This window comes from Streptomyces sp. NBC_00193, from assembly GCF_026342735.1.
GTDB classification, from domain to species: Bacteria; Actinomycetota; Actinomycetes; order Streptomycetales; family Streptomycetaceae; genus Streptomyces; species Streptomyces stoeckheimensis.
Genome location: NZ_JAPEMM010000001.1, coordinates 3,419,273 through 3,442,373, shown reverse-complemented (window position 1 = coordinate 3,442,373; position 23,101 = coordinate 3,419,273). Strand labels below are relative to the sequence as shown.

The 23,101-nt window shown below is 71.6% G+C and carries 15 protein-coding genes; all 15 read right to left on the bottom strand.

All coding sequences use genetic code 11. The annotated features are described in order from the left end of the window. Window positions 1-23 precede the first annotated feature (23 nt). Window positions 24-155, bottom strand: a complete 132-nt coding sequence (locus tag OG898_RS15340; protein WP_266957423.1) for a hypothetical protein — start codon at window positions 153-155, stop codon at window positions 24-26. Continuing rightward, window positions 143-604, bottom strand: coding sequence for a cysteine dioxygenase family protein (locus OG898_RS15335; protein WP_266957421.1), 462 nt, complete (start codon window positions 602-604; stop codon window positions 143-145). Before OG898_RS15335 ends, OG898_RS15340 begins: the two co-directional genes overlap by 13 nt. Next, window positions 601-2,466, bottom strand: coding sequence for a YcaO-like family protein (locus OG898_RS15330; RefSeq protein WP_266957419.1), 1,866 nt, complete (start codon window positions 2,464-2,466; stop codon window positions 601-603). The genes OG898_RS15335 and OG898_RS15330 overlap by 4 nt, the downstream gene beginning before the upstream one ends. A gap of 95 nt (window positions 2,467-2,561) precedes the next feature. Further along, window positions 2,562-2,684 carry a hypothetical protein gene (locus OG898_RS15325; RefSeq protein ID WP_266957417.1) on the bottom strand — a complete coding sequence of 41 codons (123 nt, stop codon included), beginning with the start codon at window positions 2,682-2,684 and terminating at the stop codon, window positions 2,562-2,564. A gap of 11 nt (window positions 2,685-2,695) precedes the next feature. Beyond that, entirely contained in the window at window positions 2,696-2,818 is a 123-nt protein-coding gene (locus tag OG898_RS15320) for a hypothetical protein (RefSeq protein ID WP_266957417.1), read from the bottom strand. An 11-nt stretch (window positions 2,819-2,829) separates the two neighbouring features. Further along, window positions 2,830-2,952 carry a hypothetical protein gene (locus tag OG898_RS15315; RefSeq protein WP_266957417.1) on the bottom strand — a complete coding sequence of 41 codons (123 nt, stop codon included), beginning with the start codon at window positions 2,950-2,952 and terminating at the stop codon, window positions 2,830-2,832. A gap of 11 nt (window positions 2,953-2,963) precedes the next feature. Further along, window positions 2,964-3,086: a hypothetical protein gene (locus OG898_RS15310; RefSeq protein WP_266957417.1), complete on the bottom strand. Its 123-nt coding sequence runs from the start codon at window positions 3,084-3,086 to the stop codon at window positions 2,964-2,966. 11 nt (window positions 3,087-3,097) lie between these two features. Further along, entirely contained in the window at window positions 3,098-3,328 is a 231-nt protein-coding gene (locus OG898_RS15305) for a hypothetical protein (RefSeq protein ID WP_266957415.1), read from the bottom strand. A gap of 185 nt (window positions 3,329-3,513) precedes the next feature. Continuing rightward, window positions 3,514-4,752: an MFS transporter gene (locus tag OG898_RS15300; protein WP_266957413.1), complete on the bottom strand. Its 1,239-nt coding sequence runs from the start codon at window positions 4,750-4,752 to the stop codon at window positions 3,514-3,516. Window position 4,753: 1 nt separating this feature from the next. Continuing rightward, a complete protein-coding gene (locus OG898_RS15295; protein WP_266957411.1) occupies window positions 4,754-4,930 on the bottom strand; it encodes a hypothetical protein in 177 nt (58 codons plus the stop codon). Between the two features lie 25 nt (window positions 4,931-4,955). Further along, window positions 4,956-5,771 (bottom strand): thioesterase II family protein, encoded by an 816-nt coding sequence (locus tag OG898_RS15290; RefSeq protein ID WP_266957409.1) that lies wholly within the window; start codon window positions 5,769-5,771, stop codon window positions 4,956-4,958. A gap of 25 nt (window positions 5,772-5,796) precedes the next feature. Further along, window positions 5,797-13,101, bottom strand: a complete 7,305-nt coding sequence (locus OG898_RS15285; RefSeq protein WP_266957407.1) for a non-ribosomal peptide synthetase/type I polyketide synthase — start codon at window positions 13,099-13,101, stop codon at window positions 5,797-5,799. Beyond that, the gene (locus tag OG898_RS15280) at window positions 13,098-18,836 is read right to left on the bottom strand and encodes a non-ribosomal peptide synthetase (protein WP_266957405.1); all 5,739 of its coding nucleotides are present in this window, start codon (window positions 18,834-18,836) and stop codon (window positions 13,098-13,100) included. The genes OG898_RS15285 and OG898_RS15280 overlap by 4 nt, the downstream gene beginning before the upstream one ends. Then, on the bottom strand, window positions 18,833-22,522 hold the full coding sequence (locus OG898_RS15275) for an ATP-binding cassette domain-containing protein (RefSeq protein ID WP_266957403.1): 3,690 nt from the start codon (window positions 22,520-22,522) through the stop codon (window positions 18,833-18,835). The genes OG898_RS15280 and OG898_RS15275 overlap by 4 nt, the downstream gene beginning before the upstream one ends. Window positions 22,523-22,533: 11 nt before the next feature. Further along, window positions 22,534-23,094: a DUF6817 domain-containing protein gene (locus OG898_RS15270; protein ID WP_266957401.1), complete on the bottom strand. Its 561-nt coding sequence runs from the start codon at window positions 23,092-23,094 to the stop codon at window positions 22,534-22,536. Window positions 23,095-23,101: the final 7 nt, after the last annotated feature.

The window sequence follows — 23,101 nt, the reverse complement described above, 5'->3', positions numbered from 1 at the left end:
GCCCGACCCGGTAGGGCCGCCCCTCAGCGCCGCAGCGCCTCGGCGGGCTCGATGCGGGCAGCGCGCCAGGCGGGGCAAAGGCCGGCCAGGACTCCGGTGAGCAGGTTGAAGCGGCTGTCGATCTGGGACGAGGTGATGGCGGTCAGGCCGAGCACGGCCACGAAGTGGTCAGGCCCGGGTGGTAGATGTGCAGGCTCACCGCCGGCTGCAGTGCGTCGTTGACGACCCGGTGCACGTACCCGGGCGCGAACACCAGCTGCGCGCCCGGCCGCAGTACGCGTATCCCTCCTTGCGTCCGCTCCGTCAACGTGCCCTCCAGCATGGTCAGCACTCCGGAGGAGCGGCCGTGGTCGTGCAGCCCGCTGCCCTGCCCGGGCACCCAGGACAGCAGCCACACCTCGTGGCCGGGGCCGGTGCTCAGCCGGTGATGCCAACGGCTGATGGCGTCGTAGCGGACGAGGTGCGCCCACCGGTCGCGATCCGCGGCGATCGAGCGGGCCATCCCGGCGAACTCGGCAACGGTGGCCGGCTGCTCCCGCGGAGGCCGCAGGAGATGCGGGACCTCAAGGATGTCACCGGCGATCTGGAGGTCGCTGTCGGTCACGCGGGGACTCCGTGTGTCCAGACGGCTCCTCGCAGCCTTTGCCCTCCGGCGCTCGCGGAGGCCCACTGGTTGGTCGTGGCCCCGGGAACCAGGACGCGTACGGCCGTCCAGCCGCTGACGGGGTTGGGCAGTTCGGCCACCAGGACATCCCGGCCGGCCGCGCCCAGTGTCTCCACGAGCGATGCCAGCTGCTCGGAGGCGCTGCCGGATTCCGGTCCCGTGGGATCGCCCTCCGGGAGGTGTCCGAGGTAGTCCAGCAGCTGGGACGTCACATCGGGACGGCACCATGCGTCGAACGCGTCCGCGAGGGCGAGCTCACGGCCCTGGTGGGACTGCGCCAGCAACTGGCGGGCCTCCTCCAGTGCCCGCTCGCGCGCCTCCTGCCAGGTGAGGCCGCTTCCCGTGCCCCGAGCCGCTATCGGCGTGTCCGTCCTGCTGCCGTCCAGAACAAAGGCATGCACCAGGGGGACCGGCGCATCCGGATACACCACGCAGAACGTCTGCTTGTCGTCGACGACATCGCCGGGCTCCGCCCGCAGCAGCGTTCCCGGGCGCTGGTGCATGAAGTTCGGGTAGAGAGAATCCCTTTCCAGCACTTCGCGCAGGCCTCGCAGTACCGCTTGGTCGCGTCCGGGGTAGGAAGCGAGTCCCGAGGTGTCGCCCTTGCTCGGCCGGGTATGGCCGGAGCTGGGCAGGTACGGGAACGCGACCAGACAGGCAGGGACGTCGTAGGCGTCGCCGGATGCCAGTGACACGGCCGTGGTCCACTCGATGTCGGGCGAGCCTTCGCGCCGGTGAGCCTCATACAACTCGCCAAAGGCGTGAAAATCCTCAAGTCCGTACCGGCGCGGGTGGCATCGCGGTCCGTGGGCGGCGTTCGCCTGCCACGACGCGAACCGTTCCGCGGTCTCACCGAGGGCTCGCTCGGTGGCCTTGCGTACGGTGGCGCCCTTTCCGCTGTTCGACTCGAACTCTGCGGTGCCCACCCCGCACGGGGTCCGGCAGGTCACCACCTGAATCCCCACGTCCTCGCTCAGCGGCTCGGTCACGAGATCCTTGACGAGGCCCTTCGCCCAGTTCAGCTCACCCAGCAGGTCCTCGGGCGGCCGGGGCCGCGTCCGGAGGCCGGTCCACAAGGTCACCTCTCGCGTTCCGTCAACGAGCACCGCCCCGTCGGAACGGCCGCCGCCCAGGACGGCGGCAACGGCCCGCGCCAGGTCCCGGGGCCTTTCTAGCCCCCCGGTGAGCAGGGGGAGCGGACGCTCGCGCATGCCCAGGTCGCGCAGGAATCGGTCGGAGGCCCAGATGTTGGTCGCCTCGAGGTAGTCGTCGAGTTGCGCCTCATCCGTGAACAGCGGACCGATGTGTGTGCCGTCGGAGCACTCTCCGGCCCACAGCACCGACCGTGAGCGCAGCAGTTCCCGTATCCATGGCGAGGGGACCACGGGCTCACGATCAGCGAGAACGAGTACCGGCGCCCTGTCGGACGCGCCGAGCTCCTGCGCGTCGGGGAGGACTGAAGTGGTCACGATGCCCTGTCGAGCGAGTTCGTCGTGCAACAGCCAGACGTCCGGTCGCCCGACAAGGTCGAGCAGAATCAGGTCAGGAGTGCCGTTTCCCCTAGCCGGGCCGAGACTGAGGTCGAGGAGCGGGTCGGGGGCTGCCAGGGTGAAGTCCTGGTGGCCGGCGGCCACCAGCGCATCGCCGGTGACACCCTCGCGGGTCCCCAGCAATGCCATGCGCGGGCCCACCAGATAGAGCTTCCCGGATTCCTGCGGCATCGATACGACCCAAGGCGCGAGTGTGGCATGGCCACTGCGCACCATAGCCGGCCCAAGGCCGCGATATTCGGTGTCGGTCATGTTCCCCCCTTGGGATGGCCAGGACATAAAGTCAGGTAGGCGGCGGCACGGGCGCCGCCGCCTTCCTTGAATTCAGCTAGCTTTTGCCGGGATCGTTACCAGGACTTGGACTGGACGACGATCGCGGTGCCCTCGGTGTCCAGGGTCTCGATCTCGAACTGGTCGTTCTGCATGCCATTACCTCCGGTTTGAGTTTCTTCAGGAATACTTCGACCCATGCGGGCCGGTACTACCAGGACTTCGACTGAACCACGATCGCGGTGCCCTCGGTGTCCAGGGTCTCGATCTCGAACTGGTCGTTCTGCATGCCATTACCTCCGGTTTGAGTTTCTTCAGGAATACTTCGACCCATGCGGGCCGGTACTACCAGGACTTCGACTGAACCACGATCGCGGTGCCCTCGGTGTCCAGGGTCTCGATCTCGAACTGGTCGTTCTGCATGCCATTACCTCCGGTTTGAGTTTCTTCAGGAATACTTCGACCCATGCGGGCCGGTACTACCAGGACTTCGACTGAACCACGATCGCGGTGCCCTCGGTGTCCAGGGTCTCGATCTCGAACTGGTCGTTCTGCATGCCATTACCTCCGGTTTGAGTTTCTTCAGGAATACTTCGACCCATGCGGGCCGGTACTACCAGGACTTCGACTGAACCACGATCGCGGTGCCCTCGGTGTCCAGGGTCTCGATCTCGAACTGGTCGTTCTGCATGGTGCTACCTCCAGATTGGGAAACTTCAGAAATGTTCGCCCGACGCCGGCGAAACAGAATGTCGCCATCGGTTCTGTCAGGACTTGGGCTGGACGACGATCGCGGCACCTTCAGTGCGAGGGTCTCGATCTCGAACTGGTCGTCGACCCACATGGTGCCATGTGCGCAGAAATGCGCTTCGATCTGATCGTTCGATACGGAAACATATCCGGTTCAATTCCCCCGGAAGGTTTTTCCTTTCCCGTCGAACGAGAACTACATTACCGGCTGATCCTTGCCGCGCAACCCCCTTTGGAGGGGCGATCGAGAAAATCTCCAGAAATCCGCAGGACTATGTCCTATTTGAATTCATGGATGCGCCACAGTCTCGTGGTTGCCAGCACGCACGGGATGAGGACAAAGCCGAAGGCGACCAGAACCAGCGCGGTGCGGACGCCGACCGCGTCGCCCAGCGATCCGCCCACCAGGGCGCCGACCGGCAGGGCACCCCAGCTGACCGTTCTCGTGGAGGCGACCATGCGGCCGAGCAGCTCGGGTGGACAGGAGGCCAGCCGCCAGGCACCCGTGATCACGTTGAAGATCGCGATTCCGCCTGCCAGGGAGGCCGCACCGATCGCGAACAGCGCGGCCCACCAGCCCGGTTCGGCCAACGGGATGCACAGCCCTCCCACCGGTCCCAGGACCAAGCCGATCCGCACGGCTGTTCCGCTGGACAGCCGCTTGGCGAGACGACTCGCCAGCAGCCCGCCGGCCACGCCCCCGACCCCGGTGAAGGCGAGGAGCAGTCCGAGGACCCCGGTCGACACGTTCAGGACCCGCAGGAGGAAAACGGTCACCAGGGTGTGCTGTGCGGCCACGCAGAAGTTGAGTGCCGCTCCCGTGCCCGTCAGCGCACGCAGCACCGGATCCGCGAAGACGTACCGGAGCCCTTCCCCGATCTGCTTGCGCAGCGGCTGCCGGGCTTCTGGTTCCGGTCTTCGCTCCTCTACCGGCAGAGAGCCGAGAAGGAGCGCCGAGACCATGAAGGACACCGTGTCGAGAAGGATCGCCACCGGCGCGGTCAGGGCTTGGACCAGCACTCCCCCGAGCCCCGGACCGGCGACGGACGTGGTGGCCTGGCTGGTCGCCAGTCGTGCGTTCGCGTCGACGAGGTCGTCGTGCGGGACCAGGCTCGGCAGGTACGCCTGGTAGGCGATGGTGAAGAACACGGTGAGGGCCCCCACGAGCAGGCCCACGACCCACAGTTGACTCATCGTGAGAACACCCAGCCACCAGGCCAGAGGAATGCTCGCCAGCAGCAGCCCCCGCCCGGCGTCGGTCCACGCCACCACCCGCCGCTTGCTCCATTGGTCCACCCATGCCCCGGCCAGCAGACCGATCAGCAGCCACGCACCCTCCTCCGCGGCAACCAGAACGCCTACTTCGGAAGCCGACGCGTTCAGCTGGGTGACGGCGACCACGGGAAGGGCCACCGCGGAAATCTGCGTGCCCGCCATGCTGACGGTGTCGCTCAGCCAGAAACGGTGGAACGCCGGCCCGAGCCGGGTGACACGACTCCTCTCGGTGAGAGTCGCCATGTCACACCCCGGCCGGAGGTTCGACCGCTGTCGCGGACTTCGGGGTCGAGGCTTCGGCCGGAAGGCCCGCGCGGGTGGCGAAGGCGGCAGTCCGAGCCGTGCGCGGACCGTCGTGCCAGGAAATGAGGTGGGCGCAGCACAGGGGAGCCGTCAGGCCGGAGACCTCGGTCGTGTTCATCATCGTCCCTTTCGTTTACGTCGGTTCACCAGGTCGGCCGGGCGTGCCCCGCGGCCCCTGGCGGTCGCCCGGCGGTGGCCGTCAGCGCGGCGCGGACCGTGTCCAGGAGCGCGGTCCGCGCGCTGTGCAGGAAGAAGTGGTCGCCGGGCAGGACATGGTGGATGAAGCCGCCCGTCGTCTGCTCGTGCCAAGGGGCCACCTGGTCGGCCGGCACCTCCCGGTCCTCCGTTCCGGCGAAGGCCACGACAGGGCACCCGAGCGGTGGCCCGGGCCGGTGAACGTACGTCTCGACGACCGAGAAGTCCGCGCGGATCGTCGGCATCAGCAGTTCGAGCAGTTCCGGTTCGGCGAACACGTCCTCCGGGACGGCGCCCAGTTCGCGCAGCCTGGCCATCACGACCTCGTCCGGCTGGTCGTGGATCTGCTGGAGCCTGCGCCGGAGCTGGGGTGCCGGGCCGCCGGAGACGAAGAGGACGCGCGGCTCGTCGGCGCCGCGCCTGCGCAGCGCCCGGGCCAGTTCGAACGCCAGCAGGGCGCCCATGCTGTGCCCGAAGAGCGCGTAGGGGACGTCGGTTTCGCCGGCCAGCGCCGTGGCGAGCGCCTCGACGAGCAGCTCGGCCTGGTCGAAGGCGCTTTCGCTCCAGCGGGTCTGCCGGCCGGGCAGTTCGACCGGGCAGACTTCGACGTCGTCCGGGAAGAGGGCGGGCCACGCGGCGTAGGCCGAGGCCCCGCCTCCGGCGTACGGGAGGCAGAAGAGACGGACGGACGGTGCGGCCGGGCGCCGCGCGCCCACGATCCAGCCGTGGGCGCGCGCCGCGCGCAGGTGTGCGGTTCGGTTCACTTTGAGGTCTCCATGACTCATCGGCTCAGTCGGTGAGCAGGGCCTGAGCTTCTTCTTCGGACAGTTCCTCGATCTCGGCGAGGAGGTGGTCCTCGACGACGAGGGCGGTGTCCTCCAGCGTCTGGCTGTCGAACAGGACGCGGATCGGCAGTTCGGTGCCGAGCGCCTTGCGCAGGTGGACCACCGCGCGCATGGCCATGAGCGAATCCCCGCCGAGGGCGAAGAAGTTGTCGTTGATGCCGACGCGCTCGATCTCGAGCATGCTCGCCCAGACCTCGGCGACGATCTCCTCGACCGGTGTGCGCGGGGCCTCGTAGGGCGGCGCCGCCTCCTCGGCCACGTGCTCGGGTACCACCAGCGCTCGCCGGTCGACCTTTCCGTTCGCCGTGAGCGGCAGGGCGCCGATCTCTACGTAGACGTCCGGCACCATGTAGCGGGGCAGCTTCGTACCGAGGAAGTCGCGGAGGTCCTTCGGAACATCGTGCGCGGCCTGCGGGACGACGAAGGCGACCAGCCGCTTCGCACCGCGCGGCTCCCCCTGGACCACGGTCACCGCTGCCCGGATGTCCGGATGCTGCGTGATCGCGGCCTCGATCTCACCGAGTTCGATGCGGTAGCCCTGCACCTTGACCTGGAAGTCCTCGCGGCCGAGGAACTCGATGTCACCGCTCGGCAGGAAGCGTCCGAGGTCTCCGGTCCGATAGAGGCGCTGTCCGGTCTCCGGGTGGAGGATGAAGCCGGCCTTCGTCTTGGCCTCGTCGCCCAGATAGCCCTGGGCCAGACCCACGCCGCCGATGTAGAGCTCGCCCGGCACCCCGGTCGGGCGGGGCCGGAGCGCCTCGTCAAGGACATGGAACGTCTGGTTCCGCATCGGCCGGCCGTACGGGATGCTCGGCCAGTCCGCGGGCACCTCACCGATCGGGTAGAGGATGGACCAGATCGATGCCTCCGTCGCACCGCCGAGGCTGACGACCTCGGGGGCGCCGAGGGCCTGCCGGATGCGTGCCGGCAGCGTGACGGGCAGCCAGTCGCCGCTGAGCATCACGAGCCGCAGCGCCGTGCTGGTCGCCTCCTTGACACTCATGTGCTCGACGAGCAGTTCCATCAGAGCCGGCACGGAGTTCCAGAGGGTGACCTGGGACGTTTCCAGTAGATCGAGCCACGCCGCCGGGTCGCGGTGCGCCCGCGCGTCCGGCATGACGACGGCACCGCCGACCGCCAGCGGGCCGAAGACGTCGTACACCGACAGGTCGAAGCTCAGCGAGGACAGGGCCAGGACCCGGTCGTCCGCCCCGACACCGAAGCGGTCGTTGATGTCGACGACCGTGTTCAGGGCGCCGCGGTGGTCGATCATCACGCCCTTCGGGAGCCCGGTCGAACCCGAGGTGAAGATGACGTACGCGAGATCACCCGGTGTGGCGGGACCGTCCAGCCGCAGACCGTCGGCCGCGCCTTCCTCCAGGGGGAGTTCATCGACCCGGAACACGGCCCGTACGCCGTCGAAGCGGTCCTGCCTGTCCTGTGCGACCCGGCCCTGGGTGAGGACCGCGCGCGCCTGTCCGTGATCGAGCAGGAGCCGGACGCGCTCGTCGGGCAGTTCCGGGTCGATGGGCAGGTACGCGGCGCCCGCGGCGAGGATGCCGAGCACGGCTGCGCACTGTTCCCAGCCCTTCTCCATCACGACGGCGACCAGGTCGTTGGGGCGCACGCCGAGGCCGGTCAGCCGCCGGGCGATGCCACCGGCCCGCGAGGCGAGTTCCCCGTAGCTGAGGGTGCGGCCGGGGGTGACGACAGCGGTGCGCTCGGGCGTCAGGGCCGCCGTGGTGAAGAACGGCGCGTGCAGCAGCCCCGCCGGCAGCGGGCCCCCGGTCCGGTTGTACGCCTCCCGCTCCGCCAGTTCGGCGGGCGGGACGAGCAGGGGCGCCGGCCGGCTCCAGTTCTCCTCGTCCGCCGCGAGCCACCGCAGCAGTTCCAGGGTGGCGGCGTGGATCGCGGCGACCAGGCCCTCGGGGAAGAGCTGTTCGACCGCGTCGATGTCGAAGGCAAGGGCGCCGTCCACCTCGTAGACCTGCGCGTCGATCCAGACCTGCGGGGTCTGCGAGATGCTGTACGCCACCTCGCCGATCGGGGTGTCCTGACCGTGGTCGAGGAAGAGGCTCGTGAACACGACCGGCATGGCTGCCGCCGCATCGCCGCGCGTCTTCTTCATCTCGCGGATGACGCGGACACCGCTGAACACACGGTGGTCGATGTCGGTGATGAGCTGGTCCCGCACGGCGCAGGCACGCGCCTCGAAGGTGGCCTCGCTCGCCGCGTCGACCTCCAGCAGCGTCACCGAGGTGAAGTCACCGACGATGGCGTCGACCTCCGCGTGGAGGGGAAGCCGGTTCGCCATGGGCAGGTTGAGCGTGAAGCGGCGGTTCTTCGACCAGGTGGCCAGCGCCGCGCCGTAGGCGGCCAGGAGCAGTGCGGTGGGGGTGATGCCCCGCCGCGACGCCCGTCCCTTGACGCGCTCCCAGGTCTCCCGGGGCAGCTTGCCCTCCACCCGCTTGAAGCACGGGGACTCGACGGTGCGCGGGTCGCAGGCCAGCGGCAGCTCCGGGGCGGTCGCCAGGCCGGGGATCCGGTCCTTCCAGTAGGTCTCCGCACGGCGGTACAGCTCCGAGGACTCCAATCCCTTCTCCGCCAGCACGTAGTCGCGGAAGGACAGTTCCAGCGCGGGGAGTTCGACGTCCGGGTGCTCGTAGAGGTGGGCGAGTTCACGCAGCAGGACATTGGAGGCCCGGGCATCGGTGACCAGGCCGTCGATGCTGTAATGCAGCCGGGTGCGGTCGTGGTCGAGGACCGAGGCGCGCAGTTCGAACAGCGGCCAGCGGTCGGCCTCGAAGTTCTGGTGGGACATGGCCGCGCGGGTGCTTTCGAGCGCCGCGTGCACCTCGTTCCCGGGCAGCCCGCGCAGGTCCTCCGCCTCGATGACGTAGTCGGGGACGTCGGTCAGGATCTGCTGCTCGCCGTGCGGGAGCACGATGGCGCGGAGCATGCCGTGACGCTGGATGAGTCGGCGGAACGCCCCCTGCATGCGGGGCAGGTCCAGGTCCTGGACGTCGAACTCCTCGTACCCGTGCATGCCGACGTTGCCGATGTCGAAGACACCCGTACGGCCGATCCAGTAAGCCTGCTGGACGTCCGTCAGCGGGAAGGGCACACCCTCGTTCGCGGGGTCAGGGTCGATGGCCGGCAGCGCCTCCAGCAGGGTGTCCCCGGCCTCGGCAAGCGCGGTGCGCACAGCGGTGGCCAGCCCGTGGATCGTCGGCTCGGTGACGAAGGCGCGCAGCGGGATCTCGGCGCCGCAGACCGTACGGACCTGCGCGACGAACTGCGCCGCGAGCAGGGAGTGTCCGCCGAGTTCGAAGAAGTTGGTGTCCGGTGCGATGTCCGGCACGCCGAGGAGGTCTGTGAAGATCGCGGCGATCTGACGCTCGGTGTCGTCGGCGTACTCCGGGCGGGACCCGGGGGTGGCGTCCGGCGCGGCGGGTGCGGAGTCCTGCGCGAGCTCGGCCGGCGGTTCCACGACCGCCTGGCAGCTGCCGGGAGCGGCGCCCACCACGCGGGCGGCCCTCCGTTCGGCAGTGGCGGGATCCGCGTGCGACCACACGAAGCCGCTCCACGGGATGTCGGACTCGCGGCGCGCGAGCGCGACCAGTGTCTCGACACGGGCGGCGACGAGCGAGCGGGACGGCTCCAGTGCGGCGTCGCCCACGAGGTGGACCTCGCAGGCGCGTACGACGCCCTCGGGGATCCGGGCGATGGCCGCCGTGGCGCGCTCCAGTGTCTCCAGTACCTGGTGCCGCGGCGCGCACGCGTCGAGCAGTACGAGGACGGTGGCCGGGGCCGCGGGGTCCTGGGCGGCGGACAACGGGGTCACCGTGGCGCCCGCGTCCGACAGGGCCCGGGCGAAGGCGGCCGCGATCCGCTCGTCGCCCACCGACGCGTAGGACGCACCGGTGTGCCGGGCGGTGGTGGTGCCCGGTGCCGGGTTCAGGGGCTCCAGCCCGGGCACGAAGCGGTGCACGCCGCGGAACGCGACCACAGCCTCCTCGGTCGTGCCGTCGATCTCCGCGAGCAGCGCGCCGGTCAGTCGGCGGACGGCTGCGGCAGTCCCGGGTGCGGGCACGTCGAGGAGCATCCGCAGGCCCGGCCGGCCCGAGCGGGCCCACACGGTCAGCGCGTCCTTTCCGGGTACGAGCGGTTCCTCACCGGTGACGTCGAGCGCGCCCGACACCACGGCGACGAGCCGTGCACCCTCGTCGCCGCGTGCCGCGAGGGCGCTCTCCAGCGCCTCCAGCTCCTCCGGCGCACGGCAGGCCTGGGCCTCGTCACCCGTGCCGAGCAGCCCCGCGTGGATCACGCCCGCGATCCGCTCTTCCGCGGGGAAGGCGGATGCGAGGAGCCGGGCGCAGTCGTCCTCGGCGGCGACGGCACCGGCACCCGCCGGGACCTCGACCACCCGGCGGTCCGTGCCGCGCAGGCGCTCCGCGAGGCCGTGGAGGGCGCCCGCCTCGTCCGCGACGACCAGCCACGCGGCCGGCGCCGTGCCGCCCCGCGCGACCACGGGGGTCGCCGGACCCGTCCGGCGGAAGCCGCGCACCGCCAGCCCGTCCGGGTTCGCACGCGCCGTGCGGGTGCTTCGCGGCGGGTCGATCCAGCACCGCTCGCGTTCGAAGGGGTACGTCGGGAGCACGGTGCGGTGCGGTGTCTCCTCGCCGTGCAGCGCGTCCCAGGCGAGCGGCGCTCCCAGGCGCCACAGCTCGCCGGCGGCGGTCAGCACCTCCTGTTCGGCGTCGGCGTCAGGGGTGGCCGACGGGAGCGAGGCGATCGCCCCGTGCACGTCGTTCCCCCCGCGTGCGAGGCTCGTCAGGACGCGTCCCGGGCCGACCTCCAGCAGCGTCGTGTCCCCGTCGCACACCGTGCGCAGGCCGTCGCCGAACCGCACCGTGGAGCGCAGTTGGCGCGCCCAGTAGGCCGGACTGGTGGCCTCCTCGTCCGTGATCCACGTGCCGGTCACATTGGACACGAACGCAATCCGCGGCGCCGTCAGCCCGACGCGTGCGACCTCCGCCTCGAACGCGTCGGCGGCGCCGTCCATCATCGGGGAGTGGAAAGCGTGCGAGGTGTGCAGCCGCTTGGTGGTGACCCCGCGCTCGGCCAGGCGGGCCTCGACGGCCTCGACGGCCTCGAAGGGGCCGGACACGACGCACGCGCGCGGTCCGTTCACCGCAGCGATGACCACATCGGTGCCCAGGACCGGCGTGACCTCCTCCTCCGGCAGTGGCACCGCCACCATGGCGCCGGCGGGCGCTTCCTGCATCAGCCGCCCTCGTACGGCGACCAGGCGCAGCGCGTCCTCGTAGGACACGACGCCCGCCAGGCATGCGGCGACGAGCTCGCCGAGGCTGTGGCCGAGCATGGCCGCGGGGCGGATGCCCCAGGATTCCCACAGCGTGGCGAGGGCGTACTCCACGACGAAGAGGGCGGGCTGCGCGTACTCGGTCCGCCCGATCTTCTCCTGGGCGCTCTCCCGGTCCGCCTCGCCGGGGTACAGCAGGCCGCGGAGGTCCTCGCCGAGGAGCGGCAGGAGGATCTCGCAGGCGCGGTCGACCTCCGCGCGGAAGACCGGCTCGCGCTCGTACAGGGCGCGGCCCATGCCGATGCGCTGTGCGCCTTGCCCGGGGAACGTGAGGACGACCTCGCGGTCCCGGTCCGTCTCGGGCTCGGCGGGGTGTGCCGGGACGGGCCCGGTCAGCGCCTCGGCCGCCTCCTGGATGCTGCCGGCCACCACGAAGCGCCGGTACGGCAGGGTACGGCGGCCGCGCTGCAAGGTGTACGCCACGTCGTCGAGGCGCTCCTGCGGGCGGGCGCGCAGATGGTCGGCGAGTTCCGCGGCCGCGGCGGCGAGCGCGGTGGGCGTGGCGGCCGAGAGGGGCAGGACGTGCCGTCCGCGCCCCGGCCCGGCGGGAGAGGACTGCGGCGCCTCCTCCAGGACCACGTGAGCGTTGGTGCCGCCGATCCCGAAGGAGCTGACTCCGGCGCGCAGCACGTCACCCGGCCACGGCACGAGTTCGGTGTTGACGTAGAAGGGCCCGTCGGTGAGGGCGAGGCCGGGGTTGGGGGTGGCGCAGTGCAGCGACGGCGGCAGTTCGCGGGCGCGCAGCGCCAGCGTGGCCTTGATCAGACCGACGACACCGGCGGCGGTGTCCAGATGGCCGATGTTGGTCTTGACCGAGCCGAGGGCGCAGTGGTGGTCCGGCCCGGTGTTCCCGAAGGCCTGGTGCAGGGCCGCCACTTCGATCGGGTCACCGATCCGGGTGCCGGTGCCGTGGGCCTCGACGTAGGTGATGGTGGCCGGGTCCACGTCGGCGACGGAGAGGGCTTCGGCGACCGCGTCGGCCTGCCCCTCGATGCTGGGGGCGGTGAAGCCGACCTTGCGCGAGCCGTCGTTGTTGATGGCGGTGCCGCGGATGACGGCGTGGATCACGTCTCCGTCGGCGAGGGCGTTGTCGAGACGCTTGAGGACGACGACGCCGGCGCCGCTGGCGGGCACGGCGCCGCCGGCCTCGTCGGCGAAGGCCCGGCAGTGTCCGTCGGGCGACAGGACACCGCCCTCCTCGTACCGGTAGCCCTGCTGCTGCAGGGCGTTGACGGTCGCACCGCCGGCGAGTGCGAGGTCGCACTCGCCGTTGATCAGCGCCTGCGAGGCCAGGTGGACGGCGACCAGCGAGGTTGAGCAGCCGGTCTGGACGCTGACGCTGGGGCCGCGCAGGTCGAGCTTGTACGACACCCGGGTCGGCATGAAGTCCTTGTCGTTGCCGAGGCCGGTCTGGAAGGCGCCGATGCGCTCGACCAGGCCCTCGTTGGCAAGGAGGTTGTGGTGCAGGTAGGAACTCTCGCCCACGCCGGCGTACACGCCGGTGACGGTGGTTTCGGGGTCGGCGGGACAGCCAGCGTGCTCCAGAGCGTGCCAGGCGCATTCGAGGAAGAGGCGGTGCTGCGGATCGAGCATCTGCGCCTCGCGCGGGGAGAACCCGAAGAAGCGCGGGTCGAAGTCGCCGGCACCTTCCAGGGCGCCGAACGCCTTCACATAGGCAGGATCGGCGAGGTCCTGGGCGGCCACCCCGGCGGCGAGCAATTCCTCGTCGGTGAAGAACTTGATGGATTCCACGCCATTGCGCAGGTTCTCCCAGAACTGCTCCGGGGTGCCGGCGCCCGGGACGCGCAGGGCCATCCCGACGACCGCGATGGCGTCGGCCGGCATCGAGTTGTCGTCAATCATCTTTTGTCTCCAGTGTTTCGGGGAGCGAGCGAGCGCCTGCGCGGCGTGCGCGAGCCTTGTTGCAGCTTTCGTTCCGCGGCGCGGCGGCGCCCTGCGGCACCTCCGGCCGGCCGGGGTCCGTCACCGTCGGCGAGGTGCCGCGCGAGTGTGCGCACCGTCGCGTACCGGAACAGGTCCACCACGGGAATGTCGCGGCCCAGCGCCTCGGTCAGCTGGGCCTGCACCCGCAGGATGAGCAGGGAGTGTCCGCCGAGATCGAAGAAGTTGTCGTCGGCGCCGATGTGTTCGGAGCCGAGTACCTCGCGCCAGACGGCGGCGACGGTCCGCCCGAGTTCGGTCTCGGGCCGGTCGCCGGGCCGCGGGGCGCCGGGGACCTCAGCGGCCGGAGCGGGCGCGGGGAGGGCGCGGCGGTCGGTCTTGCCGCGCTCGCCGCGCGGCAGCCGGCCGAGGGGCACGACGGCACTCGGCACCATGTAGCCGGGCAGCCGCTCCGCGAGGTGGGCCCGGAGGTCCGGTGGTACGGCGCCACTGTCGACGGCTATGTAGCCGACCAGTTGGGGCCGGCCGGGGGTGTCCTCGCGCAGGAGTGCGGCGGAGTCGCGGACGTCCGGGTGGGCGGCGAGGGCCGCTTCGATCTCTCCGAGGTCGATCCGGAAGCCTCGCAGTTTGATCTGGTCGTCGCTGCGGCCGAGGAACTCCAGTTCTCCGTCGGTGGCGTGCCGGGCACGGTCTCCGGTGGCGTACATGCGTGCGCCGGGGCGGCCCCACGGGTCGGGCAGGAAGACCGCGGCGGTACGGGCCGGGTCGCCGAGGTAGCCCTGGGCGACGCCTTCGCCGGCCAGATAGAGGTCGCCGGGGACCCCGGTCGGGACGGGCCGCAGCTCGGCGTCGAGCACGTAGGCGCGCACGCCGGGCAGTGGACGGCCGATGGGGACGGTCGCGTCGGCCGGCCTGCCGGAGCCGGGCCCCAGGGCGGCGCGGTCCGGCTCGTACAGGGTGGCGGTGATGGTGGCCTCGGTGGGGCCGTAGGCGTTCAGCCAGCGGACATGGCCGGGCGCGGCTGCCTGCCAGAGGGCGAGCCTGCCGCCGTCGACGCGTTCGCTGCCGGTGACGACCAGCCGCAGGGCCGGGCAGGAGGAGGGCGGGAACCGGTCGATCACGGCCACCCACTCGTGCCAGTAGGAGGCGGGCAGGTTGAGCACCGTGAGCTGTTCGCCCTGTACGAGCGAGGTCAGTTCGTCGATGCCGGGCACCGGCCCGGCCGGCGGCAGGACGACCGTGGCGCCCCGGACGAGCGCGGAGAACAGCTCCTCGGCGGCCACGTCGAAAGTGAGCGCCGCGAACTGCAGCACGCGATCCCGCGGCCCGACTCCGTAGCGGTCGGCGACCGCCTGAATGGTGTGCGCGAGGTTCGCGTGGCTGACGACGACTCCCTTGGGCCGTCCGGTGGTGCCGGAGGTGTAGAGCACGTACGCGGGGGTCTGCGGGTGGACGGTCGCGGCGGGCTCCGGTGCCTGCGCGGCGGTCTCTCGCAGGGCGTCCTCCACGGCGGCGAAGGGCACCGTCGTACCGGTCGGCGGGGTGTCTTCGTGCGAGCCGAGGACGAGGGCTGCACGAGCGTCGCCGAGCATGGCCTCGAAGCGCCGCTGCGGCGCGTGCGGGTCGGTCGGCACGTACGTCGCGCCGGCCTTGAGGATGCCGAGCAGGGCGGCCGGCCAGAGCGGGGTGCGCTCGAGCCGGACGACGACGGTGGCACCGTGACCGATGCCCCGGGCGCGCAGGAACGCGCAGATCCGGTCGGACCGCTCATCGAGTTCGGCATGGGTGAGGGTCAGGCCGCCCTGGCTGATCGCGGGCTGGTCGGGCCGGGCGGCGGCGACCGCGCGGATCAGCTCGTGCACCGGCCGGACCGCTTCCCCGGCGGGCCGTGGAGCGCGGTCGGCCGCTCCGACCAGATCCGTGGTCTCCTGCCCGCTCAGGGTGGGCAGCCCGCGCAGCGGGGTCTGGGGTGCGCCCAGCGCTGCCTCCAGCAAGCCGAGATAGTGCCCGGCGAGCCGCTCGGCGGTCGCCCGGTCGAACAGATCGACGTCGTACTCGAGGTATCCGTCGAGGGCGCCGGAGGGCAGCGTGCCTTCGTCCCAGACCACGGTGAGGTCGAACTTGGCGACGCGGACGGCCGACTCGTACACGGTCACGTCGAGCCCGGCCAGGGCAGTGCTCGTCCGCGGCACGTTCTGCATCGCCAGCATCACCTGGAACAGCGGTGTCCGGCCGGCCTGGCGCGGCGGCCGGACCGCCTCGACCACCTGCTCGAACGGCACGTCCTGGTGGGTGTACGCGCCGAGCGTGACCTCCCTGACCCTCCCGAGCAGGGCGGCGAAGGTCAGCTCCTCCTCCCAGCGGGTACGGATCACCAGCGTGTTGACGAAGAACCCGACCAGTTCCTCGAACTCGGGCCGCACCCGGCCGGAGACCGGCGTCCCGACGCTGACGTCGCGCGTGTCCGAGTAGCGGCCCAGCAGCAGCTGGAACACCGCCATCAGGACCATGAACCTGGTCACCCCGTAGGTGCGGCACACCTCGTCCAGGCGGCGGGTGAGCTCCGGTCCGAGCCGCACCGGGAAGCTGTCGCCCCGGTGCCGGGGCACGGCCGGGCGGGCGCGGTCGACGGGCAGGTCCAGCGCGGGCGGCGCGTCGCGCAGCCGCTCGCGCCAGTAGCCGAGCTGCCGCTCACCGGCCTCGCCGGCCAGGTGTTCGCGCTGCCATGCGGCGTAGTCCGCGTACCGGACGGGCAGCGGGGCCAGGGCGGACCGGCCGCCCTCGACGGCGGACGCGTAGAGCGCGCCGAGATCGCGGACCAGTACGCCCACAGACCAGCCGTCGAAGACCGTGTGGTGCATCGTCAGCAGCAGGTGGGCACGGTCCTCGGCCAGCCGCAGCAGGCGGGCCCGGAAGAGGGGTCCGGTGGCGAGATCGAAGGGGCGCTCTGCCTCCTCGCGGGCGAGCCGGTCCGCCTCGCGTGCGCGGACGGCTTCGGGAAGGTGCGCGAGTTCGGTGACGTCGAGGCGGTCGGCGGCCTCGTCGACGACCTGGTGGGGCTCGCTGTCCCCACCGGCGAAGCGAGTGCGCAGCGCCTCGTGACGGTCGAGCAGCCGCCAAAGGGCGGTGCGCAGCGCCGCCGGTTCGAGCGGGCCGGTGACCTCCAGGACGAGGGGCACGTTGTAGAGCGCGCTCCCCGGGGTGAGACGGTCGAGGAACCAGAGTCGCTGCTGCGCGAAGGAGAGCGGGTGCGGCCCGGATCCCAGGCGCGGTACGGAGGTGTGCGCGGCGGCCCGGGGGGCGTCGGCGGCGCGGGCGGCGAACCGCGCCACGGTGGGGGCCTCGAACAGGTCGCGGACGCCGAGTTCCACGCCGAGCCGTTCCGCGACCCGGGCGACGGCCTGGGTGGCCAGGATCGAGTGACCGCCGAGAGCGAGGAAGTCGTCGTGGACGGAGACCTCGGGCAAGCCGAGCAGTTCGGCCCAGACCAGCGCGACGGTTTCCTCGACGCCGTCGCGCGGGGCGACGTGCTCGGCGGCCTGGACGCGGTCGCCGGCCGTCGGCTCCGGGAGGGCTCGGCGGTCCACCTTGCCGTTCGGGGTGACCGGCAGTTCGGGGAGGGTCACGTACCAGGACGGGACCATGGCGGCGGGCAGCCGGGCGGCGAGGCCGGCACGCAACGCCGCCGGGTCGGCCGGGAGGCCATCGTGTGTGGTGACGTAGCCGACGAGACGGCGGTCCTCGCCCTCGCCACGCACGTCGACGACGGCGGCCCGTACGGCCGGGAGGTCGATCAGGGCCCCGGCGATCTCCTCGGGTTCAATGCGCACCCCGCGGATCTTGATCTGGGAGTCGGCGCGGCCGAGGTACTCCAGTTCCCCGTCCTCGCGCCACCGCACGATGTCACCGGTGCGGTAGAGCCGCTCGCCGTGGCCGAAGGGGCTGGGGACGAAGCGCTCGGCGGTGAGGTCCGGCCGTCCGACGTAGCCGCGGGCGAGGCCCGCACCGCCGAGGTGGAGCTCGCCGGGCACACCGATGCCGGCTTCGCGGCCCCACGGGTCGAGCACATGGAGCCGGGTGTCGGCGATCGGCCGGCCGATCGGCAGCCGGGAGCCCTCGGGCGGGATGGCGGACACGGCGTGGACGGCGGCGATGGTGGTGCCCTCGGTGGGGCCGTACGCGTTGACCAGGCGCAGCCCGGGATTGGCTTGCCGCAGGGCGGTCACCCGGCGGGTGTCGGCGGCCTCGCCGCCGAAGAACAGGGTGCGCAGCGGGGCGAACATGGCCGGGTCGTGCTCTGCGCAGCGGTTGGCGAGGACCGTGGTGAGCAGCATGGCGGTGACACCGTGCTCGGCGATCCGCCGGCGCAGGCGCTCGGGTGCGAGGACGTCGTCCTTGGCGACGCCGACGAGCCGGGCGCCGTTCAGCAGGGCCCCCCAGATCTCGAAGGTGGCCGCGTCGAAGGAGGTGTTGGCGACCTGGGCGACCACGTCGGACGGGCCGAGCCCGAGGTACGCGGCGTCGTGGACCAGGCGCACGATGCCGCGGTGGGTGATGGCCACACCCTTGGGACGACCGGTGGAACCGGACGTGTAGAGCACGCAGGCGCGCTGGTCCGGGTGCGGGACGGGGAGCGGGCCCGCGAAGGGGCGTACCCCGCCGGCCGCGGGGGTCGTGTCCGTGCGCAGGACCGGGACGTCGCCGGCGAAGGCGAGGTCCCGGTCGGCCAGGACCAGACAGGCGCCGCTGTCCGCCAGCATGTGGGCGAGGCGGGCGTCGGGATGGCCCGGGTCCAGCGGAAGATATGCGGCGCCGGTGGCCAGTACGGCGATCATGGCGGTGACCAGCGCGGCGGAGGACTCCATGGCGAGTCCGACCACGCTCTCGGGGGTGACGCCGTGACCGGCGAGCCGCTCGGCGAGCTCGGTGGCGCGCTCCTGGAGTGCGCCGTAGTCGAGCGTCCCGTCGGCGAAGTGGAGCGCGACGGCGTCGGGAGTCTTCTCGGCCTGGGCGCGGAAGGTCTCCACGACGGTGCGCGCACTGGTCTCGGCGGGCCGCCGGCCCCATGCGGTGAGGAGTTCGCGCTCCTCTGGGGTGGTGTGGGTGAGGTCGCGGACCGGCACGCCGGGTGTGGTGACGGCGGAGTCGATCAGGGCCAGGTAGTGCCCGCGGAACCGCTCGGCGGTCGCCCGGTCGAACAGGTCGGTGTCGTAGGCGAGCAGACCGTGGGGCTCGGCCGCATCGAGCGCCGGCCCGTCCCACAGGCATGCCAGGTCGAACCGGCCGGCCAGCGGCAGGTCGGGGCCGCCGCCGGCCACGAAGAGGACCGCACCCGGCGCGGCGGTGCCGGCGTCGTCGTCCCGCTCGTCGCGCTCGTAGCGCTCGTAGCGCTCGTAGCGGGCACCGTCGAGCAGGGCGGCGAACGTCGTACCGTCGTCCCAGACCGAGCGGGCCGGATACAGACCGCCTCCGGGGGGCCCGGCGACGACGGTGACGCCGCGGGTGCCCGTGGAGCGGCCGAGCAACAGCCGATAGGCCGTGAGCAGGACGGCGAACCGTGTCGTGTCGTGAGCCCGGGCCAGCCCGTCGATCCTGTGGGTCCGCTCCTCGCCCAGATCGAGGGCGAGTCGGCCGTCGGCCGGCCGTCCCACGGGGGGCCGGGCCCGGTCGGCGGTCAGCTCCGGAATGCCGCTCATGCCGGGACTCCCGTCGCGGAGGGCGCGTCATCGTTTTCGGTGATCCGCGCGATGCGGCCGCCGTCGAGGCGCACGACGCGGTCGGCGTCGAGCAGGACATCGCGGCGGTGCGCGATGACGAGAACGGTGCATCCCTTGAGTTCCGTCTCGAAGGTGCGCTGGATGCGCGCGTCGGTCTCCGCGTCGAGGTTGGCGGTCGCCTCGTCGACGAGGACGATCCGTGCCCGGCTGAGCAGGGCGCGGGCCAGGCAGAGCAGTTGGCGTTCGCCGGTGCTCAGCTGGGCACCGCCCGAGGTGGCGTTGTGGGCGAGCCCGTCCGGCAGGGCGAGCAGCTTGCCGGCGAGGCCCACCTTCTCCAGTGCGGATTCCAGCTCCGCGTCGGAGAAGGAGCCGTAGGGGTCGAGGTTCTCCCGCAGCGTGCCGGGCAGCAGCACCGGGTCCTGGGGGATGGTCTCGATCCGGGAGCGCAGGTCGCGCAGGCGCAGGGTGGAGATGTCGACGCCGTCGATCAGGATCCTGCCGCGCTCGCACTCGGTGATCCGCAGCAGCGCGGTGAACAGGCTCGACTTGCCGCTGCCGGTCCGCCCCTCGACTCCGGTCTTGCGTCCGGCGGGAGCGTGGAACGTGATGCCGTCCAGCGCCGCCGGGGCACCCGGCGCGTACCGCAGGGTGACGTCCTCGAAGCGGATGTCACCGGCGGACGGCCAGCCCTCGGGCGCGGCCAGACCCGCCTCGGACTCGACCGGGAGCTGCGTGTAGTCGTGGACCCGCTCGTAGCTGGCGAGGGCGAGGTCCATCATCTGTACGGTCATCAGGCTCATGGCCAGCGTTTCGATCAGCATGTAGACGAAGCTGACCCCGACTCCCGCGTAGCCGGCTCCGATGCCGCCCTGGACGACGAGCAGCGCGGCATAGCCGAACAGCACGAGGGCGCCCACGAGGTCGAGCCGCAGGTTGAAGTGGCGGGAGAGCGAATTGACGGTGTAGTCGGCGTAGTGTGCGGCCTGCGCGCGGCCGCGGAAGGTGGCCTCGTAGCCCTTGACGCGTGCTTCGCGGCCCTCGATGGAGGCGACGCCCTCGATCGCCTCGGTGAGCAGCGCGATCACCGGCTCCTTCGCCTGCTTGGCCAGGCGGGAGGCCTCGACCGTGCTGGAGCGGGTGCGCCGCTGCCACCGGAGGTAGACCAGCAGGACGACCGGGGTGAAGATCGCGGTGACCGGGCTGGTGAAGGCGAGCGCCAGCAGCGGGACGACCATGCCGACGGCGATCTTGAGGGTGTCCATCGTGTACTCGGGCAGTTCGAGGTCGATGGTCTCGGTATCGGCGGAGAAACGGGTCAGGACGCGGCCGGAGGAGTTCTTCTCGAAGAAGGAGAGCGGCGCGCGCAGCACCCGCGTCAGCATCGAGTCGTGCAGGGTCTTGCCGGCCTTGACGCCGCGCGAGAAACCGAAGGTGAACAGGGTGCGGTCGAGTACGAGGGTGAGCAGGCCGATGCCCGCGAAGACACCGGCGTACCAGACGGTGTCCGCGTCCGTGTGCTCGGTCCAGCGGCCCAGCCAGAAGGAGGAGGCGCCGAGCATGCTCTGTCCGGCCACGGCCAGGGCGACCAGGACGGCGAGCAGCACGCCGGGGGTCAGCACCCGCAGGTAACCGCGGTAGGTGTCACGGAGCACGGTGCCGCTCCGTACCGGCTCCGCGGTCTCGTCCGCCGTGCCGGCCTCGGCTTCCGTGGCTTCCCCGGCCGCGTCGGCGGTCTCCGCCGCGGCGCGTTCGGCCGCGTCGCCGTGAGCCTCCGGCAGCAGCTCGGGCATCCGGGCCTGGACCTCGTCGAAGGTGCCGACGGCGACCACCCGGCCGCCGTCCAGGACGACGACGCGGTCGGCGCGCCGGGCGAGGTCGAGGCGGTGGGTGGCGACGATCCGGGTCCGGCCGCCGAGCACCTCCGAGAAGAGCGTGTTGATGATCCGGGTGGCGACGGCGTCGTCGACGGCGCTGGTCGGGTCGTCGACGAGGTAGACGTCGGCGTCCTCGTAGGCGGCGCGGGCGAGCGCGATGCGCTGGCGCTGGCCGCCGGAGAGGGTGGTGCCGCGTTCCCCGAGAACGGTCGCGTCCCCGGCCGGCAGGGCGGCGAGGTCGGTGTCGAGGGCGGTGGCGCGCAGGACGGCGGCGTACCGCTCGGGGTCGTGCGGGGCGAAGCAGCGGATGTTGTCCGCGGCGCTTGCCTGCATGACCCAGGGCCGCTGCGGCAGGTAGACGGTGCTGCCGTGGGTGCGGGCCGTTCCGGAGAGCGTACGCATGGTGCCGGCGAGCGCGCCCAGCAGCGCGGTCTTGCCGCTGCCGACCTTGCCGAGGACGCAGACGAGTTCGCCGGGCGCGATCCGCAGGTCGACGTCTTCCAGGCAGGGAGTGGCCTGCTCGTCCTTTCCGGGCCAGGCGAAGGAGGCTCCCGTCAGCTGGACGGTGCCCGCGGGTGCATGGGCGGCTCCGGCCTCGCTGCCGGCGGCCGGCACGTCGGAGGCGTCGGAGGCGTCGGCGTCGGGGGCGTCGAGGAAGGCGGAGATCTTGCCGAGCGCGACCCGCCATCCGTTGCGCAGATCGAAGTAGCGGACCAGTTCGGGCAGCTGGGAGCGGAGCACCGTGAGCACCGCGATGGCGGCGAAGACGTCGGCGGCGTGCAGTCGGCCGCCGAGGGCGACGTAGGTGACCAGCGTCGCGGTGACCATCAGGACCGGCGTGGCGGCGTTGACCAGGTAGAGCGTGGCCAGCCGCTTCTGCCGGCCGACGAGCAGGCCGTTCAGCTTGGCGCGCTCGCGGGTGACGGCCCGCTCCGCGACGTCCTCCCAGCTGTGCGAGCGCAGGGTGCGCATGGCGCCGAGATACTCGCCGACGAGACCGATGCGCACGCTGTTGGCGTCGCGGACGTCCGGTTCGACGGCGTACAGGCGCTCGTTGGCCATGTTCGACAGCTGGAGTCCGCCGATGAGCACGGCGAGGCCGGCGAGGCCCGCCCAGCCGAGCAGCACGCAGAGGATCACGCAGGAGCCCGCGACGCCGAGCGGCACCGCCCACGCCATGTGGAAGAACGCGAGCTGCCCGGCCTTCAGCGAGTCCCTGGACGCGAAGGTGACGACATCGCCGGCGGGGTGCGTCAGCCGTACGCCGCGGTCCATCCGCAGGTATTTGCGCAGGATCTGGGTGCGCAGCAGAGCGTTGATCGAGTGTGTGGTCTTCCACGCCTCCGACCACTGGTGCTTGTGCGCCAGCGAGTCGGCCATGTGGAAGAGACCGAGGGCGGCGGCGATGAGCAGGCCCTGGCTCATCACCCCCCGGCCGCTTCCCTCGAACCACTGGATGAGCTCGCGCACGAGCAGCGGTCCGAGGGTGGCGCAGATCTGGTAGGCGAAGAAGACGAACGCGGCAAACCAGAAACGCCGCCGATAGGTGTCGTACAGGGCCCGGCGCAGTCCGTCCTTCTGGTCGCGCCGCCGTGCCCAGGCACGCTCGAAGGCGGGGGTGACGCGGTCCAGGTGGTCGTACGTCGGGGGCACCAGACTGTCCGACGGTTCGAGTGCACGCTTGGATCCGGTGGCCACCAGAGCGGCGGGCCAATGGATGAAGACGCGGGAGATCAGTCCCGCCCCTCCTTCGGCACTCGGACGGCTCGGCAGCGTGTCTGTGTTCGCCACGTCGTCTCGTTTCAGGTCGTCGGCTGGGTCAGCGGGCGGAAGCGGTAGGCCTCTTCCAGCGCTTGCCGGGGGGTGGTGGGCAGGAAAGGACACATGGACCGGAACTCGCGCGCCCGGCTGTTCCGGCTGGACTCCGGGAAGCGGGGCCGCTGTTCGAGCCAGTTGGCCACGGTGAGCACCGCGAGATCGGCGTACTGCTGGTCGGTGATGCCGACCTGCCCGCCCGTACGGGTCTCCAGGAGGAAGGGGGCTCCGTCGAACGCGGCGTCGAAGATCGCGGCCCGCAAGACGGTGCCGAAGAGGTGGACGAGGGTCTCGGCCTCCTCTCCGATCAGACCGCGCACGACCGGGCGCAGTGCGATCGGGACGGCTCCGGTGGGGAAGATCTCGGTGCCGTACACCGAGTGGAAGAGCCCGGCATCGCACAGCTGTGGACGGCAGCCCCATCGGCGCAGCAGCTCGTGGACGCCCTGCAGGTGTGCGAGGAGGTCGGCGCTGGAGTGGGCGAGGTCGTCAACGCCGTGCTGCTGGAGGAAGGCGACCTTCGCCTCGAAGGATGCAGTGGTGGTCACGGCCGGC

Excerpts from the sequence above, each read along its gene's own strand:
- OG898_RS15330 (WP_266957419.1), bottom strand. The coding sequence starts at position 2,466 with ATGACCGACACCGAATATCGCGGCCTTGGGCCGGCTATGGTGCGCAGT.
- OG898_RS15325 (WP_266957417.1), bottom strand. The coding sequence starts at position 2,684 with ATGGGTCGAAGTATTCCTGAAGAAACTCAAACCGGAGGTAATGGCATG.
- OG898_RS15320 (WP_266957417.1), bottom strand. The coding sequence starts at position 2,818 with ATGGGTCGAAGTATTCCTGAAGAAACTCAAACCGGAGGTAATGGCATG.
- OG898_RS15315 (WP_266957417.1), bottom strand. The coding sequence starts at position 2,952 with ATGGGTCGAAGTATTCCTGAAGAAACTCAAACCGGAGGTAATGGCATG.
- OG898_RS15310 (WP_266957417.1), bottom strand. The coding sequence starts at position 3,086 with ATGGGTCGAAGTATTCCTGAAGAAACTCAAACCGGAGGTAATGGCATG.
- OG898_RS15305 (WP_266957415.1), bottom strand. The coding sequence starts at position 3,328 with ATGTGGGTCGACGACCAGTTCGAGATCGAGACCCTCGCACTGAAGGTG.
- OG898_RS15300 (WP_266957413.1), bottom strand. The coding sequence starts at position 4,752 with ATGGCGACTCTCACCGAGAGGAGTCGTGTCACCCGGCTCGGGCCGGCG.
- OG898_RS15295 (WP_266957411.1), bottom strand. The coding sequence starts at position 4,930 with ATGAACACGACCGAGGTCTCCGGCCTGACGGCTCCCCTGTGCTGCGCC.
- OG898_RS15285 (WP_266957407.1), bottom strand. The coding sequence starts at position 13,101 with ATGATTGACGACAACTCGATGCCGGCCGACGCCATCGCGGTCGTCGGG.
- OG898_RS15280 (WP_266957405.1), bottom strand. The coding sequence starts at position 18,836 with ATGAGCGGCATTCCGGAGCTGACCGCCGACCGGGCCCGGCCCCCCGTG.